The organism is Pedobacter sp. PF22-3 (assembly GCF_026239555.1).
In the GTDB taxonomy this organism is placed as follows: Bacteria; Bacteroidota; Bacteroidia; order Sphingobacteriales; family Sphingobacteriaceae; genus Pedobacter.
In genome coordinates this window covers 91,740-111,251 of record NZ_JAPIVP010000006.1, presented here as the reverse complement: position 1 = coordinate 111,251, position 19,512 = coordinate 91,740, and the positions used below count along the sequence as shown (strand labels likewise).

Here is a 19,512-nt window from a genome sequence, read left to right as displayed (position 1 = left end):
CGACTAAACGAAACAGGATCTGTTTTATTTGTGTGTGTATTATTTGCCCTGATCGAAAAATGTAAAAACAGTTTGATTAAATAACTGTGGAATTTTTTCGGTTGCTTCATGATCTGCACCTTTAAATATAACCAATTTGCTATTGGGGATTTTTTCTGCAATTAACCTGGTATGTTTCTCCTTAACTACATCGAATTGGCCTGCCATTACCAAGGTTGGCGATAGTATTTTGTTTAATGCATTTGGATCAATATTTGGCTCCGTTAACAAAAGCATTTTCAACCGATAATCCATATTATTTTTTGGCACACCTTTTTTCTCCATGTCCTTTACCTGCATGCGGATGATTTTATTTGTTTCAGCAGTAACAGAAGTTTCATTATTGTAAAGTACGGTCCCCATAATTGCCAGCTTACCTACTTTATCAGGGTGTTGCATGGCCAGGATTAAAGCAATGTTTCCACCATCACTCCAGCCCAATATATTTACATTTTTCACCTTGATTTGAGATAAGAAAACATTTACATCTTCGGCCATTAATTCGTAGCTGAGCTTCGTACTATCTGAACTGGATTTTCCTTGTCCCCGGCTATCCAATCCGATTACCATATACTTTTTACTCAAAGAATCGAACTGATTATGAAAACTGCCCATAGAAGAATTATTTCCATGAAGCAATAAAACCGGTTCACCCTTACCATATATTTCATAATAAAGTTTTACCCCATTAACATCCATAAATTTTCCTGTGGCTGCATTGTTTCCCAGTGTTGAGACAATCTGCAAAGCTGAATTATCTATAAATAATGACTGTTTACCCGAGAAAACTTTATCTTTTGATACTGACAACTTGGTTTGCTGACTTACATTGTAGAATTGCCAGTTTATTAGTGAATCATTTTCAAAACCTGAATTTTTCAATGGAACTTCGATCTTTTCCTTTCCCTCCTTTACAAAAAGCTTAATCTCATCTAAATAATAGCTACCACTACCCGCAACCGCAATGCTCACAGCCAAATACTTTGCATTTTTATCAATTTTTCCGCTGAGTTCATAAGGGCTCCAGTCATCTTTTTTATAATAATCGCCTGCATTGTCATTATATAAAGGTGCTTTCAGTTGTTTTCCGTTATTATCCAAAAACACAGTTCCTAATACAGCCCAAGAGCTGCTGGTTATTTTATCTTGATAGAAAATTTTCCCTTCCAGCGTATAACTTTTGCCATGAAGCTTTTCAACATTTATTGCCTGATATATTGCAAACTCCTGTCCGTAGGATTCCAGATAAAGCAGGCTAAAGAAGATGATAAGTGAATGGAAATACTTCATTAGGTATAAGTGCTCAGAACCGACTTATACCTGCCTTGTGGAAAGGCGGGTATAAATCGAGTTTGTTTTCGAATGTAAATAATTTAGTTAAGTTGATTAATTCAACCCAAAAGTAACCCCGAAACTCATGTTTTTTAAGCCAGCTTGCTGTGGAGTGGTAAACATATCGTTGAAATAGTATTTAGTAAATAAACCTAAACCTCCGTAACCAAACCGGATTGTACCTCCGTAACGAACCGATTGAAAGTGGTAGCTATCATATTGTTTCTCTTTACCGCGTTCTTCGCTAATCTGTTTAATTTTTCCGTTTAACAAAAAGCTAACCTCCGGACCTAACACGAGATAAAACCTTTTGCCATTTTTGTTTTCTGTTGTGCGGAATTCAAAGTTCAATGGAATGTGTACATAACTGCTCGAGAAACGGTTTTTAGAAAAATGTACCGGTGATTGATCGGTATAAACAAACTCATTTGAGTTTTTAGCAATGGTAATGTCTTTCCTTAAGCGGATCAAAGTCCAGTCAAATCCTCCAGCTACATAAACCTTAAAGTTAGAATTAAAACGGTATCCAAATTGTAACACATCAAAAGAGAATGTACTGGTTTTGCCACCTTTATAATCTAAGAAATCGTTATTTGGAGATAAATTGAAACTGCCATTATCAATCAATCTGGAGAAACCTAAATCTACCCTGGTAAAGGTAATGCCGCCTACAAAACGGCCCTTTTTTGGTTGTTTATTTACGCTATCTTTATCGTCCCTGGTTATTTTTACAATACCATAATCTAAATCTCTTCTATTCCTTTTTGTAGAATCTTGTTGTGCAAAAGCACCTGGAGCCATAACACCGGCAAGTCCGCTTACCAAAAGTGTTGTAAATATTAGACGTTTCATATTTGTGTGTTTTATATTATTAAATGTTGTAAGTTTTAATATTTAAATGTTGATACTACTAACTAAAAACTGCCAACTGTTAACTGGACTATTATTTCTTCCTTTTTCCAAATTTAAAAGGTCCGATATTGATCGATGACAGGGAAGAATCGTCATCATCAGTACGGAACTGAATCAGTTTATCTTTTCTTTTGTCCATTTTGTTAACAATGAGGTTTACCACATCGCCCACATTACGGATGCCTTTATTAATCTGTTCATTATCGTTAACAGGCTCTTCTGTTTTAATCGGTGTTGCAACAGTTGCGGTTACAATGTCCTCTTTTGGTTGCAAAATCGCCTCTTCAATTTTCGTTCTGATATCTTTTTTAGGTTCCTCCACTTTCGCTACAACGGTTTCCTGTTTTAACATTTCAGGTGCCTTAATAATGCTATGCTTTTCCTTTAATGCAATAGGCTTCGTTTCATTTTTAACCTTTGTTTTGGCAATAACGCTAACCGCCTTGGGTTTAACTGGTAAAACTGGTTCTATATTTTCAACTGCTGTAGCTGTTGTATCTTTAACAATTGGTTCCTTTACCTCAGATTTATTTTTTTCTATCGTATTATTTGCCAATTGCTTACCCTCTTTGGTTGTATTTTGTTGTTGATAAAGCAAAATCCCAATGGTGGCAATCAATAAAACCGCTGCAGCAGATAACCAATATATTGGTATGATTCTTTTTTTCTTCGGTGTGATTTCGTTTTCTATATTACGCCACAAATCTCTCGAAGGCATTACTTCCGCATCAGCAAAAGCATCTTTAAATAACTGATCAAAATCCTTATCCCGTATAGGTTGCATAACCAAATCCCTCCATTTTTATAATTTCTTCTTTTAATATTGCTCTTGCTCTCGATAATTGCGATTTGCTCGCCCCTTCTGAGATGCCTAATGTCTCGCCAATTTCCTTATGAGAGTAACCCTCAATTACGTACATGTTAAAAACCATCCGGTAACCATCTGCTAATTTTTGTATCACTTTCATCAGGTCTTGCATGCCCAAGGTACCAAAGTCAAATCCGGTTGATGGTTGCTCGTAAGCTTCATCTATTTCCACTACATTTAAGCTCCGTAAGTTTTTACGGTAACTTTCAATAGCGGTATTTACCATAACCCTCCTAATCCATCCTTCAAAAGAACCCTCACCCCGGTATTCCTTAATTTTCTGAAAAACTTTAATGTAGCCCATCTGTAATACATCTTCAGCCTCCATCCTATCTTTGGCGTATCGCATACAAACGGCCAACATCTTCGATGCTGTTTGCTTGTAAAGCAGCTCTTGCATCTTCCGGTCGCCAGCTTTGCAGCCTTCCATCAAATCGTTTATCGTATAGCTTCGCGTCAATTTCATTGTGTGTTTGTATATAGAAGATGGCAGATTACAAACAATGGTTGCATGGAGAGAGAAAAAATGTTAAATAAAGTTAAAATTAGCGTTATTCTAATTGATTATCAACAAGATACAGTTTAAATAAATTTCAAGAAAGATATAGATTTTTTATTTGAAAATGAACATGCAGTATTTTATCGGGAGCAGCAGTCCCGCTATCCGCTTCAAAACCTCGGTTCGTTCCTCACCTTCGTATTTTCGCTGCTATCGGGTTTATAAACAATGGATAGTGCTTAAAACAATAAACCCCGTAGGTTTATATATCTACGGGGCTTGAATTGGTATGAGTTTAACTACCCTAAACCTTTTACCTTTCAGCTTTCTTCACCTTAAACAATTTAAAATCCTGTTTATAGGTTATGAAAAATGAATGGTTAAACTGAAGCTGTTTATCGGTATGATCTAAATCAATATGTGGTTCGAAACGCACATCAAGGTATAAATGCGGAATCAATTCTTTTTGATAAGCATAACGCAACGAAACAATATTCCGCGAACTCTGTCTTAACCCGGGGCTATATAAATTATCGGAAACTGACTCATACAGCGGCATACCTTTAATCGAAATGAAGTTATTGCCTTTCCAGTAAGAGGCTACCAAACTGCCCCATTTACTTTCTACACCTGCATTTAACCATAAACCAAAACCACCCTGGTAAGCCCTTCTTTTATCAGGAGAAAAATCTTTGTAAACAGCGATATAGTTATCAGTGTATACCTGTTTAATATTGCTATTAATGTCTTTATGCAACTTTATACCCGTTGCACCATTAAACATGGTTGTAATCGGGATTTCTTTTAGCACATCTATCTGCCCGCCTTGATGGAAAGCCAAAAACTGTGCGGGAACGCTCAATTTCCAGTCATCATTTTTGATTAAAAAACTCTCCGTAGATAATCCACCGATGATTTCTTCTTTGGTCGGATCGCCTTTGTAAATCATTTTTTGCCAGGCAATCCATGCATCTAAAGTAAATTTTTTACGCTCTACCAATAATTGTGTTCCATATTCAATCGGCGTAGTTAAAATCCTTTCGAAATCGTATAAAGGCTCGATATACTTATGCTGGATATTCCCTTCTAAACTACCAAAAATTAACGTGAGGTTACGCTTATGGTACTTTACACTAAACAATGGTTTGGCATCAGAAATTCCGTTCCGCCCAAAATCTTTTCTGATAAAAGCACCTGCGGTAATGGCCAGGTTTGGATGTGCATAATACACCAATTGAGGCTGTAACTGCGTTCCATATAAAGTGTAACCATCATGAAAATCGTTGGTATACTCGTAATTACGAACGTAGTTTAAGTTGTAGAAGTTAAAATGAACCTCGTTAGTTAAACTGCTATCAGGACGGATCCTGTTTTCGAAGGCAGATTGATTAAACTGTGCCGAGGCAAAATAAGAACTAAATAGAAAAGTTATCAGTAGTAGGGACTTTTTCAGGTCCGAGGTTGTAAACATGGGCTTGGATTTTATCGCCCAAATTTAGAATAGTTTTTGATTAAATTATCAAGTACTGGGTATCTAGTATCGAGAGCAGCATACAAGTTGACGAAAAGCAAACAATGAAGCCTCTTTGATTTTCGCTTTAGTCTTTGGACTTTCAGCTTTAACCTATTTTCTTAAACGATAGTTTTTATAGAGTTTAACGGCAATCATTATCGCCATCGCAACGCCCATAATGCCTATTAAACCATAAATCCAGTTAATGGCACTTTTAAGGATCACCACAAATACAATGGCAATCATAAAAATAGTGGCCAGCTCACGCCATAATCTTAACTGAAAGCTAGTTAGCTTGTATTGATTATTTTTAAGCTGTTTAACAATATTTTGGCAGATGAAATGATAGATGAGTAAGCCAACCACAAAGCCAAGCTTAACCCACATCCAATCAGCTTGAAGTAAGCCTGAATTTAAAGTCAGCATGGAGGCACCCGCCAAAACCGAAATAATCATGGCCGGGGTAGCAATGATTTTCCATAAAGTAGCTTCCATTTTAACAAACTGTTTTTGGAGGATACTTTTTTCAGGTTCCGGTTTGTCGTTTGCTTCCGTATGGTAGATAAAAAGACTTAAAATATAGAATAATCCAGCCATCCAGCTGATCACAAATACAATATGCACAGCAAGGAAATAATGGTAATATGGCAGTAGGGTTTCTATCATTTTTTGATCTTATCCAAAATATACTTATCAATCCAGTTTGGAATATTGCTAAGTTGCAAATCTAAGGTACCATCACAAATTTCACCAACATAATCCTGCGTTTCAGAATTATCCCAAAGATATGTTTGATAAACCTTTTTAATCATCTCGATTAATAAATCCATTGTTAAAAAGTAGCGATTCTCAATTTTATCCTGGTTAACCAAATGTCCTCCTTTTAAAACCCTGTCCTTTACTCGCTCAACATTCATTTTCGGGGTTTCTGTACCTATAAAATAAAGATAAACCTTATAATTATTTTGATGAGCAAAATCAATAAGATCTAATTTTGAAGGATGAGAAAATACGGTTTCAAAACTAAAGGATTTTTTGCTTTTGATTAAAGAGTATCGTATAAAATCAGCGATAATGGCAAAATGATAAGAATTGTAGATTACTGGTTCTAATGTGCTTCTAACAATTACATTTTCTTTTACTACCAGATTCCAACTGGCAGCATTAAAACCAGCTTTTACAAAAAGTCCACTTTGAAAGCAAAATGATTCAAAATCAGTATTAGTAATGTTAATTTCGAAATCAGATAAGTTTATAAAGTTTTTCCTTTTAAAATCCTCTTCCAGCAAATCTGCATTGATAAATATTCTTGTTGAGAAATAACTTGATTTAATAGAATCAAATAAAGTTGTTTTACCTGAGCCGTTTGGTCCTGCAAAAATTCTCAATTTAGACTTCTGAGGCATTAAAAAAGCTTAATTCTTTTTTCAGAAACTTTTCTTCTTTTAAAATTACCTTCAGCTATTTTAACTGTTTCTCCGTTATTAAATGTCCTGTAGATCCCGTCGGCTTTTACTTCGGTTCTACCCAAATTTAAAGCATCAACAACTCTTAATACATCTTCCATTTTCTTATTAACCGCCTTAATTAATTGCTTAATTGGCAATTCATCCTCGTCTTCTAATAATTTAACAGTCATAATATTTGAGTTATAAAGCTAATATACGAAAATCAAATGATTTGATTAATACCTAAACTCCTTTACTACCTCAATTGCATACTTCACATGATCAAAAGGAATATCGGGCATAATACCATGACCCAAGTTAAAGATAAAGCCTTCTGTACCGCGCATGCGCTCAAATAATTTATGGATCTGAGCTTTAATTACTGCTTTATCGGCATATAAAATATGTGGATCTAAATTTCCCTGAACTGCAATACCAGCTGGCAAAGCATTCTTAATGTTCAATAAATCAGCATTCCAATCAACCGAAATCACATCCGGTTTAGCTTCGGCCATCATTGGGGCAAAAACCGAACTTCCTTTACAGAAAGAAATTACCGGAATATCTTTTCTATTTAAGTTGGCAATGATTTCCTGGATGTAACGGTGCGAAAACTCCTGGTAATCGTTCCATGATAAGGCCAGGGCCCAGCTATCGAAAATTTGAACAGCGTTAACACCAGCAGCAATCTGAAGGTTCAGGTAATCAGCTGTTACTTTCGCAATTTTAGCCAAAAGTTTGTGTGCCAATTCTGGTTGGTTGTGTATAAAGAGCTTGGTTAATTTAAAGTCTTTAGAAGAACCTCCCTCAATTAAATAACTCATTACCGTAAATGGTGCCCCAGCAAAGCCGATTAGAGGAATATTCCCATCTAAACGTTGCTGTATCACTTTAATCGCATCGGCAACATATTGCAATTTGTCTAAACAATCTACATTTAAATTCTCAATGTCCTGGGCAGTACGCACAGGGTTTGCAAATTTAGGGCCAACGCCTTGAGTGAAACTTAAATCGCCACCCATAGCCTCTCCGGTTACCAAAATATCACAGAATAAAATTGCGGCATCAATATCCAATAAATCAACAGGTAACATCGTTACATCGGCTGCAATTTCGGGTGTTTTACACATCTCTAAAAAAGAGTATTTGTTTTTAATTTCCCAATATTGTGGCATAAAACGACCTGCCTGACGCATCATCCATACTGGTGGGCGTTCGGTTTGTTTTGAAAATGCTGCGTCTAAAAATAAATTATTCTTCATGATTTGTATTTGGTATTCCTTAGTCAACGTCACCCTGATTCGATAGCTATCGGATTTAATTCAGGATCTTAATCGCTAAAAGATGCTGAAAAAAGTTCAGCACGACGAACCGACTATAATTTTAATTGCTCAAAGGTATAAATAAAAAAAAAACGAAGTACCTTTTTATTCCTAAACTGGTGCTTCGTTATTCAAAATGACAATATTCGTATTATAACCTGCTTATTTCCTTTTCAATTTTAACAATAATATCTTTCGAACGTTGGGTTTCTGCAAGTTCTTTGGCCTTCTTGGTATAGACTTCTGCTCTTTCTCTATCTTTTTTTCGCAAAGCGAGATTAGCCAGATGGATCAGTACATACGCTTTTTCATTCTTACCTCCTACTGGAAAACGGCTGGCCAGCTGAAAATGATATTCGGCCTTATCATAGTTTTCCTCTTTCAATGCCATATTGCCCTGCATAAATTCGTAATAACCCCTGCGGCTTTTGGCCAAACGCTCTGGCTGTGTTACCTCGGCCAGCAAGGCTTTGGCTTTGCCAAAGTCGTTATTTTTGAAATGTTTCGAAGCCATCAAAACCGAACCATGTTTAAAATGGCTCCAGATCACAAAGGCCATTAATAGCGCCGAAAGTGCTGCTAACTGGTATTGATTGTAAAAAACACAAACTAAGCCAGCAAGCACAAAAACTGCCATTAAAGCATATCTGCCCTTATTATTGTACATTAATGACTATCTGTAAATTTGTAGCCTACACCACGGATAGAGTGGAAATAAACCGGATTTTTCTGATCTGGCTCGAAATACTTACGGAACGTTAAAATAAAATTATCAATTGTTCTGGTTGATGGGTAAACATCATAATTCCAAACCGTTTCTAAAATCTGTTCTCTTGAAACTGCATCGTTTTTACGTTCGATTAATAGTTTCAACAACATGGTTTCTTTTTTAGTCAACGGTGTAATGGTGCCATCATCGTGTTTTAATTCGAAGGAGTTAAAATAAATGGTTTTATCACCTATTTTGTAAGAGTTCAATTCTTTTAAATCATCAGATTTTAAACTGCGTTTAACCAGAATACCCACACGAAGAATTAATTCTTCTAAGTTGAATGGTTTAACCAAATAATCATCAGCGCCTTTTTTCAATCCTAAAACACGGTCTTCAGAAGTGTTTTTAGCGGTTAAAAACATAATTGGAACTTCTGCATTTTCTAAACGTATGGTTTCGCAAACCTGAAAACCATCCATCTCAGGCAACATGACATCTAAGATGATTAGATTAAAGCGTTCTTCCTTAAAAATTTTAAGAGCGGTTTTGCCATCTTTAACGGCATGAACTTTATAACCCTCAAGTTCGAGGTTTAATTTGATAGCATCTAACAAGTGATCCTCGTCTTCTACCAATAGAATTCTTAATTTTTGTGACATAATTGAGATTAACTAAATGTTACTTCAAAAATACTTCCCTGAGGCAAATTGTCTTTTACTGTAATATCTGCATCATGGTATTGTAAAACCTCTTTCACAATAAACAAGCCTAAACCTGTTCCTTTCGCTTTTCTGACATTCTCGTTACCAACACGGTAAAACTTATCAAATATCAACATTTTTTCGGCATCTGAAATACCTGGTCCTTTATCAATTACGCTAAGTTGAATATGTCCATCCACTTTGTTTAAATGCACATTTATCTCATCACACGGACTCGAATATTTAACCGCATTTTCGATTAAGTTAGTTACTACAGACGATAAGGCAAATTTGTCACCCATAACCTGCAAATTTGGCTGAATGTGGGCATTGATCAACTGTTCATTGCCACAGGAATGAACCTGAAGTCTATCAGTAATCTTGTATACCAGTTCTGAAAAATTGAACTCCTCTTTAGGAAAGGTATATGAACGGTTTTCGATCTTGGTGGCCAATAACATATTTTCGACCAGGTCATCCAAACGTTCAATATCTTTTAATGAATTATTTAACAGCGAAATTTGGCGGGCTTTATCCAAATCTCTTTTAACAATGGTTTGGATAGAAAGTTTAATGGCCGCTAAAGGAGATTTTAACTCATGCGTGATCGACATTAAAAAGTTTTGTTGCTGTTCCCGCAGTTTATCTTCACGCTTTAAGGATTGATGGAGAAAGTAGCCACCGATACAAAGTAAGAATAAAAACACCGAACCTTCGCCCATAATCATCGTCATGCGGCTGGGTTGCAAACGCACCACCAGGGTACCCCACGAAATGAGCTGAACCAGTGCATAAAGCAGTAAAGCGTAAAATATGATAATGGACTTCTTCATTTCCTTTGGGTTGATAACATAAGTTTTTAATTAGCAAGTTGTCGTATAAGGCACTTCGACTCCGCTCAGTGTGACAATTGGTTGGTGAATAGATCCATTGTCATGCTGAGCGGAGTCGAAGCATTACTTCTTAAACACCAAATCTAATGCTTCAAAAATAGCTCTCTTTGCTTTCTCTAACTCGATCTTCGTATGAGCTGAAGATACAAAACCAACTTCATATCCCGATGGGCCTAAATAAATTCCTCTATTTAATAATTCACGGTGCATTACCTTAAATTTCTCCATGCTGCCGGCATCAATATCATCAGCCGATTGAATTTTATCCTTATCGGTAAAAGCAAACCAAAAGATAGAACCAATGGTAAATACTTTAAACTTGTAATTACGTGCAGTTGCAAAACGCTGAATGCTGGCTACAAATTCTTGTGCTTTATTATTTAAATCTTTATAAAAGCCAGATTTGCTCAGTTCGGTTAAGGTAGCAATTCCTGCCGCCATGGCTACAGGATTACCCGATAAAGTTCCGGCCTGGTAAACGCCTCCATCAGGAGAAATGTGCGCCATAATTTCAGCACGGGCACCATACATACCAACGGGTAATCCACCGCCAATAATTTTGCCATAAGTAACAATATCTGGTGCAATGCCGTAGTGTGCGGCAGCACCTTCAAAACCAACCCTGAATCCGGTAATTACCTCATCAAAAATTAGAAGTGAACCATTATCGGTACAGATTTTACGCAAGAAATGAATGTATTCTTCATCCTGCATAATTAAACCATTGTTCGCTGGAATACCCTCTATAATTACCGCAGCTATCTGATCTTTAAATTGTGTAAATGCCTGTTCTATAGCCACCTTATCATTCAATGGAACCACAATGGTTTCTTCTGCAAAAGATTTAGGCACACCTGCTGAAGAAGTTTCGCCAAAGGTAACCAGTCCCGAACCTGCTTTAACCAAAAGCGAATCGCTATGCCCATGGTAGCAACCTTCGAACTTTAAAATCTTATCACGACCAGTAAAGCCACGCGCCAAACGTATGGCCGACATTACCGCTTCGGTACCAGAACTCGTAAAACGGATTTTCTCCACAAAACGATTATTCTTGATAATAAGCTCTGCCAATTCATTTTCCAAGGCTGTTGGTGCGCCAAAGCTCATTCCGTTTTGCATCACTTCGGTAACTTTCTCACGGATTTTAGGATTATTATGTCCCAAAATTAGTGGTCCCCAGCTACCGCAGAAATCGATAAACTGATTGCCATCAGCATCCCAGATATAACAACCGTCACCTTTTTCGATAAAAAGCGGTGTACCGTAAACGGATTTAAAAGCCCTTACAGGTGAATTTACGCCACCGGGGAAATACGTTTTTGATTTTTCATACAATTCAGCAGATTTTACCCTCGAAATATCAGGTTTACTGCCTGTATTTACCGGGATATCGGCTTCATTGCCTGAAAACATTTTCTTTAATGAATCTAACATTTTATTAAGGTTGAAGGCTGAAAGGTGGAAGGTAAAAGGCTTTGGGCGTATAACCCATAACCAATAAACCATCAATCTTTTACCTCATTATATTTTGTAGGATTTAGAACGAATTGTTAAGGATCTAGATTGTGGGTATATACCCTCAACCATTAAGTCTTCCGCCTCTAAAGCCAGTTGTTATTTAAAATATCTTTAATATGGTAAGTGGTAATAATACTGGCACCTGCTCTGGCAAAGGCATGCATGGTTTCCATTACTACTTTTTGTTCGTCTATCCAACCGCGCTCGGCTGCTGCTTTTACCATCGAATATTCACCAGATACATTGTAAACTGCAATCGGTAAATTGGTATCTTGTTTTAAACGTTGAATGATGTCGAGATAGGCCAAGCCCGGTTTTACCATTAAAACGTCGGCGCCCTCCTGCTCGTCTAAAGCCGCTTCGCGTAAAGCTTCCAATGGGTTTCTGAAATCCATCTGATAAGCTTTTCGATCACCTTTGCTTGGTGCACAGTCTGCAGCCTCTCTAAAAGGACCATAATAGGCTGAAGCAAATTTTGTGGCATGGCTCATAATGGCTGCATTTACAAAACCATTTTCATCTAATAGGTTACGCATGGCTTCAATGCGCCCATCCATCATATCCGATGGCGCAAACATATCGGCACCAGCTTCAGCGTGGGTTAAAGCCATTTTAGCAATCACTTCAACTGTTTTATCATTTTGAACGTAATCGTTTTCTAAAATACCGCAATGACCGTGGGTGGTGTAAGAACATACACACACATCGGTAATTACATATAAATCATCCCCAAATTCTTTTTTTAATTCACGTACCGCCGTTGGCACTAAAGAATGATCGTGGTAAGCCGATTTGGCATCCGCAGATTTCTCATCACCAACGCCAAAAAGCATTATTTTATTGAGTCCCTTTTTCATTCCGGCTTCCACATCCTTTACCAAAGTATCAACTGAATAATGGTTTACACCTGGCATGGCATCGATAGCATGGGTAAAGTGATTACCCGGCACTACGAAATAAGGGTACACAAACATATCTTTCGATAACCGGGTTTCGGCTACCATCTCTCTCACTAACGGATTTTTCCGTAATCTTCGCGGACGATTTAACATTTTTTTTGTATCAAGTATTTAGTATCAAGATTTGAAGTATCGAGATTTTAGTATCGAGTATCAAAACCTGAATATCTTTTAATTTTTTCCTTCGGGTTTATTTAGTATCAAGATTATAGTATCGGGTATCAAGACTAAATTATCTTAAACCTTAAACTCTAACCCTTCCGCCCTCAACCCTAAACCTTTCTACCCTCTACCTCATTTCAATCCCGAAAACCGCTTCTGCCAACCCAATTTCATCAGGAGAATAAGGCAAAGCATACTTCACGCCCATTTCATCAAATTTCTTACCGGTTGAGTTTCCTATGGCAATTACCTGCTGGCCCGGTTCCAATAAATTATCTGCGAAATACGCATCAACATTGGATGGACTGGTAAAAATGAGTACATCGGCATAACTTTGATCTATATCTTCTTCTATTACCGTCTCATAAATTGGTAAATCGATTACTTTAGCATCAGCCGGTAATGATTTTTGAATAGATTGCAAGGAATCCTGCGCTCTCGGAAACAATATTTGCTGACCACCAACCAATTTTGCAAAATCTTCTGCAACTTCCGTAATATCTCCACTCTCACCAACAAAATCGGCTATATGTCCAAATTTACGAAGGGCATCTTCCGAACCTCTACCAACCACACCAAATTTGGTTTTCTTTGGCAATACTGGTTTTAAGTTGAAAAAATATTCGACACTATTACGGCTGCTGAAGAAAACCCAATCCACATGCTTCAAAATAAACTGATCTAAAACAGTTACGATCGGGAATGTACGGATTAGTGAACGTCCTTCTATTTCGATGTTATTATTTTCTAATGCCCTACGGAAATAACTGTGTTCACCTATTTCGCGCGAGATAAAAACCTTTGCCGGTTTTTTTCTTTCTACATTAAACTTGGCTACAATTTTCTCTGCCAGTCCTTCAGTACTTTCTGCACGTAAAAACAAACGTTCAGGAAAATGATCGGCGGTTTCAGCCTTTGAAGTCCAAATTTCGAATTTTCCATTTTCTTTTTTGCAATAACAGCCTAAAGGCATGTGGCAACCACCTTCAAAAAGATTTAAAACCTTACGTTCTACAGTCACGGTTTCGGCTGTAGCCGGATCGTGCAATTTTTGTAGTGCATCAAAAAGTTCTGTATCATTTTCCCTGATTTGAATAGCTAAAGCACCTTGTGCAGGAGCAGGGATAAATTCAGTAGTTTCCAATTCTTCTACATGTAAATCGGTCACATCAAGGTTTAAACGTTTAACACCAGCTTTAGCAATCAAAATGGCATCATAATCTTCATCACGGAGCTTTTGGATCCGGGTAGGTACGTTTCCACGCAAATCTTCAATCTCTAAGTCGGGACGCAAGCCCAGTAATTGAGCTTTGCGACGGTTAGAGGAAGTGCCTACCATTGCACCCTTTTTTAATGAAAGCTTCTGTGTAACATCTACACAGTCTTTTAAAATCAAAAGATATTCACTGGCTTCCTCTCGAGGAGGTAAAGCAGCGATGGTTAATCCTTCTGGATGCGTAGTAGGTAAATCTTTAAGGCAATGTACAGCCAGATCAATTGTTCCACCTAAAAGTTCTTCTTCCAATTCTTTGGTAAAAAAGCCTTTGCCTTCCAGTTTATCTAATCTTAAATTCAGGATTTTATCGCCCTGAGTTTTAATGATTTTGATTTCTGCATCAATTCCGATGGCTGCCAATTCATCTTTGATATGATTTGCTTGCCATAAAGCCAGGTCGCTACCGCGTGTTCCAATGGTTAATTTCTTCACTATTAAGATTAAATGAGCTACAAATTTAATTTAAATAGTGGTTTATACCATGAATTGTTTAAAAATGAGACAGTGAGGTTACAGAAAGGAGAATTTAAAGGATTTCTGTGACATTAGGTATTATCTATTGTCATTCTATCCGTGGTGTAAGATGTTACCATCTTACACTTGCTAAATTTTGCAAACAAAAAAGTCAGGTGGCAACACCTGACTTCAAAAGTCAATACTATTGATTCCCGGAATGGAAGATCTTTCATTCAAGGATGACAGAAAAAAACACGGTTAAATTAAGGTTGGTTAACCAGAATTTCTTTTGCCATTACCATAGGTACGCTGATGTATTTTTTCTCCATGTAATTCATTACACGTTCTAAAACTTCACGCGAAGCTTCATCCATCTGACTAATTTCCTCAGCAAAAACGCCGTTTATGGCTGTATTTTTGATTTCTTTAATCTTTCTTGGCACTTCCTGCATCGCCAGTTCGATACGGCGTTGTTTTAAAACAGAAAAAAATTCGGTAATGTTATTGCTGATAATTTCTTCGGCATGCACCAGTTCGTTATAACGTTCCTGGATGTTTTTTCGCGCCACCTCTTTCAGTGATTCTACCTCAATATAGTGAACAGGATTATTATGGATCACAGCAGGCATCACATCATTCGGAATGGCCAAATCCACAATCACTTTTTTGCCCTGATCGCCATTTAACAGTTTAGCGTATAGCGCTTCATTAATAATGGCCTCAGTAGAACCTGTACAGGTAATGATTACATCAAATCCTTCATTAAAATCTTCAAGTGCGGCTAAGGGATAAGCTTTACCACCCAGCTCTGCTGCCAAAGATTCGGCTTTAGAGAACGTACGGTTGAAAATGGAGAAATTGGAGTATTTATGTTTATTGAGATATTTTGCAATGTTCTGATTGGTTTCGCCAGCACCTATGATTAAGATACGCGAGTTGCCACACATATTCAGTTCTTTTAGCTTACGGTAAGCCAATGAAACAACAGAAACCGGATTTTTAGAGATGTTTGTGTGCGTATAAACTTCTTTTGCCGTTTTAACCACACGATCCATAATCATACGCATGTAATCGCCGGTAAATCCAGCATCGCGGCAGTTTTCATAAGCTTTACGGATTTGGGCAAGGATTTCCTTTTCGCCAACCACCAAACTCTCTAAAGAACATGATGTTCTCAACAAATGGTTAAAGGCTTCTTCGTTTTCGTATACGGTAACATTATCCAGAAAACGCTCCATAAATTCAGGAGGCAACCCCATGTCTAAAACAGTAAGAAATCTGGTTACGAATTCTTTGTCGGTTTTCTCTTTGGTCAAGAAAACAAATTCTACACGGTTACAGGTTCCGACATAAAAAATTTCGCTAACGGGAAGCTCTGCTTGAACATTCTTCAACCTGCTATCTAAACTCTGGTCACAAATAACTAATTTCCCTAAAGATTTCAGGTCGATGTGGTGATGCGTAAAAGCTATTACTTTTAAATATTCCAAGTGCTTCCGTTATTAACTATTATCGGGATACAAAAGTAACATGGTGAAGGCATGTGACTGTCATTAACCTGTAATTTACATCAATTTAGAACGGTTTTAAATAGCAATCTTCTCAGATCAAACCATATATCAATCATGAAAAACGGATCAATTTATAATTTTTTTCTTTGGTTTTATGCCCTTTTCTACGTTCTGGCCGGATGTAACCACTTTTTATCCACTGCAGTATATTACGAAATTCTGCCAAAATGGTTGCCTGTACCTGGCTTTTTAATTTACTTATCTGGATTATTGGAAATCGTTTTCGGGTTTTTATTGCTGTTTAAAAAGACAAGAAAGCTTGCGTCGGCGCTAATCATACTCATGCTGATCGCTTTTATCCCTGCCCATATTTATATGATTGAGAAGGCACCGTTCATGTTGGGCGAAATGCTGGTTACGCCGCTGATTGCCTGGATGAGATTACCATTTCAGTTGTTGTTTATGGGTTGGGCATGGTATTATTATAAGAAAACAACCTGAAGATGTCTTTTTTGAAAAGCAAAACCTGTATTTCATTTTAGTGTTAGTCCCGCTATTCGTTACAATCTTTTTGTGAATGCCAGTCTGAGTTTGTTGAAGACCTGCATCAAAAAGTATTTTCACGCCTATCGGGTTTAGAGAACATGTCCTCTGGTTCTATGAACGGTTTTTTTTTAGCAGCGTCATTTTGACCGCAGTAGAGAAATCTAAATAATTTACAATTACTGTAAAGCCAGATTTCTCCATTTCGTTGCATTACAGTCGAAAGGACGATCTCTCTTAAAAGCACACAACAAAATTAGATTTTGTAGGTTTATATTTTACATCAATTCTTTAACTATGATTACACAAAGCAATTTTAGCCTTAGCGGTGCGGACGGAAAATTAATTATTGGCGACATCACTTTTGACAAAAAAAATCCTAATACCCCCATCGTACTTTTTGTACATGGTTTTAAAGGTTTTAAAGATTGGGGTGCCCATAACTTAGTAGCCAGGTATTTTGCCAGCAATGGTTACCGTTACGTTAAGTTTAATTTATCGCATAGCGGCGTACCTGTTGATGACCCAAAAGATGTTACCGATATGGAAGCTTTTGCCGGCAATACCGTATCTAAAGAACTCTTAGATGTAAATGCAGTATTGGATTTTATGGAGAAAGCTTATGGTGCAAACACTAAAGTAAATTTAATTGGCCATAGCCGTGGCGGTGGATTATCCATTATAGAAGCAGCAAACGATTTAAGGATCAACAAACTGGTTACCTGGAGTGCTATTGCCGATTTTAATAGTCTTTGGAAAAAGGAACAAGAGGCAGAATGGAAAAAAACCGGAAGGATTTTTGTTACCAATGCCCGTACAAAAGAACAGATGCCATTAAATGTAACGCTATTGGAAGATCTGGAAGAAAATGCGGCAACATTAAATATTATAGATGCAGCAAAACGCATAAATATCCCCTGGTTGATTATCCACGGCGATGATGATATAAATGTCCCTTTCGAAACCGCGCAAACCTTGGCAGAGGCCAATCCAAATAGCAGGTTGGTTAAAATTGAAGGTGCCAACCATGTGTATGGAGCAACACAGCCTTACACCAGCGAAACTTTACCACCACTATTATTTAAAGTTTGCGAAAAGGTTTTGACTTTCTTAGGAGAATAGGCTATTGTCATTCTGAGGAAATGGTCGTCATCTCGACCGGAGCAAGGCGAAGTGGAGAGATCTTTATAGCAGATTATTGAATCAAATTTAGAAGATTTCTCCATTACGCTACCGATGAAAAATCGGTGAGCTTCAGTCGAAATGACGATAATATTCATTTAAATTCTACTGTCAATAATGTTGATTTTTATAAAATAAATTATTCTTCAGAATGACATCAAATGCTAATCATCCCCCCTCTTTACAAAATTACGCATATCGCTACCACTAGGGCTTTGGAAAATTTCGAGATCGAAGTAGGGTACCGCAGCCAACAAGTGGTCAAAAATATCGGCAGCCACTTCTTCAAAACGTTTTAAACCTTTCTCTTTGGAAAATACGTAAATCTCAATAGGCAATCCGTGTTCTGTAGCCTGTAATTGGCGTACCATAAAGGTGAGTTCCTTATTAATATGAGGATTGCTTTCCAGATATTTTTCTGCATACACCCTAAAAGTCCCGATATTGGTCATATGGCGGCCATTAACCAGATTATTGGGATTTACGGTATTTTCGGCATTATAATGTTCAATAAATGCCTGAGTTTCTCTGAGGTAATCTTTAAGAAAATCGATGCTTTGCAACTTACCAATCAGTTCTTCATCGCAGAATTTAATACTCGAAATTTTAATGTTAATGTGGCGCTTAATCCTACGTCCCTCACTTTCTTCCATTGCCCGCCAGTTTTTAAACGATTCACTAACAATGGCATAACTCGGCACGATGGTAACGGTTTTATCCCAGTTACGCACCTTAATGGTGGTTAAGTTGATTTCGGTTACTTCGCCATCAGCACCGTATTTTTCTACGGTAATCCAATCGCCTACCCTAACCAGATCAATGGCACTCATTTGTACCGATGCCACAAAACCTAAAATCGGATCTCTAAAAACCAGAATGAAAACTGCTGTAACTGCACCAAAACCACCGAAAACATAAACTGGCGATTCACCCAGAATAATCGAAAGGATAAGCACGAAACCAACAATATAAAATACAATTTTGGCTACCTGCTTGTAACTTCTAACAGGTTTATCGGCATATTTCTTAGATGATTCCATAATGGAGACCACCGCATTCAAAAATGCATTTACAGCAAACATCACAGCTAAAACCATATAGATTTTAGCAAAAATCAAAGCATAGAAATGCCAGTTTTTAAAGTAGATAAAAAGGTACGGAACAGCATTATAGATAATGTAAGCACCAAAAATTAGTGCGAAAGCCCTAAAAACACGAAATTCGAATAACGCCTTTTGCCAGTCGGACTTAGTTTTGGCACTTTTTACCACACCAATAAATACCTGACGGGTAACAAAAATGGTGACAAAAAGGAATAAAACAACTGCAACAAGCCCAATAAAAAAATAAGAATAAATGAATTCGTTACCCGCAAGGCCTTTACCAGCCAACCAGTTTCTAAGTTCGTTAAAAAGGCATTGAAACTCCGGGATTTTCATCAAGGCAATTTAGGATTTATTGGTTAGAAAATTAAATGATGTTCGATTCTTTATCATTCTGAATGCAATGAGGAATCTGCTCCGAGAATATTAGTGCTGTTAAAACTATGCTAACATTGATAATGGCGCAGTAGCTTGTAATCGGTGCCACCAGGATATAGATTCTTCGCTGCGCTCAGAATGACAGTATAGTGGTCTGTGGGGACACAGACCAGGGGATAATTTGA

General features: G+C 37.3%; 19 protein-coding genes. 2 read left to right on the top strand and 17 right to left on the bottom strand.

Going from position 1 to position 19,512, the window contains the following annotated elements:
• Positions 1-39: 39 nt before the first annotated feature.
• From OQX63_RS10055 to hemA, 16 genes are all read right to left on the bottom strand, one after another.
• Positions 40-1,329: an alpha/beta fold hydrolase gene (locus tag OQX63_RS10055; protein ID WP_265850741.1), complete on the bottom strand. Its 1,290-nt coding sequence runs from the start codon at positions 1,327-1,329 to the stop codon at positions 40-42.
• Positions 1,330-1,425: 96 nt separating this feature from the next.
• The gene (locus tag OQX63_RS10050) at positions 1,426-2,223 is read right to left on the bottom strand and encodes an outer membrane beta-barrel protein (RefSeq protein ID WP_265850740.1); all 798 of its coding nucleotides are present in this window, start codon (positions 2,221-2,223) and stop codon (positions 1,426-1,428) included.
• 91 nt (positions 2,224-2,314) lie between these two features.
• Positions 2,315-3,067: a hypothetical protein gene (locus OQX63_RS10045; protein ID WP_265850739.1), complete on the bottom strand. Its 753-nt coding sequence runs from the start codon at positions 3,065-3,067 to the stop codon at positions 2,315-2,317.
• The gene (locus tag OQX63_RS10040; protein ID WP_265850738.1) at positions 3,048-3,617 is read right to left on the bottom strand and encodes an RNA polymerase sigma factor; all 570 of its coding nucleotides are present in this window, start codon (positions 3,615-3,617) and stop codon (positions 3,048-3,050) included. The genes OQX63_RS10045 and OQX63_RS10040 overlap by 20 nt, the downstream gene beginning before the upstream one ends.
• A gap of 346 nt (positions 3,618-3,963) precedes the next feature.
• The gene (locus tag OQX63_RS10035; RefSeq protein WP_265850737.1) at positions 3,964-5,121 is read right to left on the bottom strand and encodes a hypothetical protein; all 1,158 of its coding nucleotides are present in this window, start codon (positions 5,119-5,121) and stop codon (positions 3,964-3,966) included.
• 153 nt (positions 5,122-5,274) lie between these two features.
• Entirely contained in the window at positions 5,275-5,829 is a 555-nt protein-coding gene (locus tag OQX63_RS10030; protein WP_265850736.1) for a CopD family protein, read from the bottom strand.
• Positions 5,826-6,551, bottom strand: a complete 726-nt coding sequence (locus OQX63_RS10025) for a hypothetical protein (protein ID WP_265850735.1) — start codon at positions 6,549-6,551, stop codon at positions 5,826-5,828. The genes OQX63_RS10030 and OQX63_RS10025 overlap by 4 nt, the downstream gene beginning before the upstream one ends.
• Positions 6,552-6,568: 17 nt before the next feature.
• Complete coding sequence (locus tag OQX63_RS10020) at positions 6,569-6,802, bottom strand: hypothetical protein (RefSeq protein ID WP_265850734.1); 234 nt, start codon at positions 6,800-6,802, stop codon at positions 6,569-6,571.
• A 45-nt stretch (positions 6,803-6,847) separates the two neighbouring features.
• On the bottom strand, positions 6,848-7,873 hold the full coding sequence (gene hemE, locus OQX63_RS10015; RefSeq protein WP_265850733.1) for a uroporphyrinogen decarboxylase: 1,026 nt from the start codon (positions 7,871-7,873) through the stop codon (positions 6,848-6,850).
• Positions 7,874-8,084: 211 nt separating this feature from the next.
• Entirely contained in the window at positions 8,085-8,600 is a 516-nt protein-coding gene (locus tag OQX63_RS10010) for a hypothetical protein (RefSeq protein WP_265850732.1), read from the bottom strand.
• On the bottom strand, positions 8,600-9,304 hold the full coding sequence (locus OQX63_RS10005) for a response regulator transcription factor (RefSeq protein WP_025146905.1): 705 nt from the start codon (positions 9,302-9,304) through the stop codon (positions 8,600-8,602). Before OQX63_RS10005 ends, OQX63_RS10010 begins: the two co-directional genes overlap by 1 nt.
• A gap of 8 nt (positions 9,305-9,312) precedes the next feature.
• A complete protein-coding gene (locus OQX63_RS10000) occupies positions 9,313-10,179 on the bottom strand; it encodes a sensor histidine kinase (protein WP_265850731.1) in 867 nt (288 codons plus the stop codon).
• A gap of 123 nt (positions 10,180-10,302) precedes the next feature.
• Positions 10,303-11,673, bottom strand: a complete 1,371-nt coding sequence (hemL, locus tag OQX63_RS09995; protein ID WP_265850730.1) for a glutamate-1-semialdehyde 2,1-aminomutase — start codon at positions 11,671-11,673, stop codon at positions 10,303-10,305.
• Positions 11,674-11,840: 167 nt separating this feature from the next.
• A complete protein-coding gene (gene hemB, locus OQX63_RS09990; protein WP_265850729.1) occupies positions 11,841-12,809 on the bottom strand; it encodes a porphobilinogen synthase in 969 nt (322 codons plus the stop codon).
• Between the two features lie 196 nt (positions 12,810-13,005).
• Positions 13,006-14,586, bottom strand: a complete 1,581-nt coding sequence (gene hemC, locus OQX63_RS09985; protein WP_265850728.1) for a hydroxymethylbilane synthase — start codon at positions 14,584-14,586, stop codon at positions 13,006-13,008.
• 287 nt (positions 14,587-14,873) lie between these two features.
• Positions 14,874-16,100 (bottom strand): glutamyl-tRNA reductase, encoded by a 1,227-nt coding sequence (gene hemA / locus OQX63_RS09980; RefSeq protein ID WP_265850727.1) that lies wholly within the window; start codon positions 16,098-16,100, stop codon positions 14,874-14,876.
• 135 nt (positions 16,101-16,235) lie between these two features.
• On the opposite strand from hemA, the gene OQX63_RS09975 reads away from it, so the two are divergent.
• Positions 16,236-16,622 (top strand): DoxX family protein, encoded by a 387-nt coding sequence (locus tag OQX63_RS09975; protein WP_265850726.1) that lies wholly within the window; start codon positions 16,236-16,238, stop codon positions 16,620-16,622.
• Between the two features lie 339 nt (positions 16,623-16,961).
• Complete coding sequence (locus tag OQX63_RS09970; RefSeq protein ID WP_265850725.1) at positions 16,962-17,786, top strand: alpha/beta hydrolase family protein; 825 nt, start codon at positions 16,962-16,964, stop codon at positions 17,784-17,786.
• A gap of 224 nt (positions 17,787-18,010) precedes the next feature.
• Here the strand turns inward: OQX63_RS09970 and OQX63_RS09965 are convergent, their stop codons facing one another.
• Entirely contained in the window at positions 18,011-19,285 is a 1,275-nt protein-coding gene (locus OQX63_RS09965) for a mechanosensitive ion channel family protein (protein ID WP_265850724.1), read from the bottom strand.
• Positions 19,286-19,512: the final 227 nt, after the last annotated feature.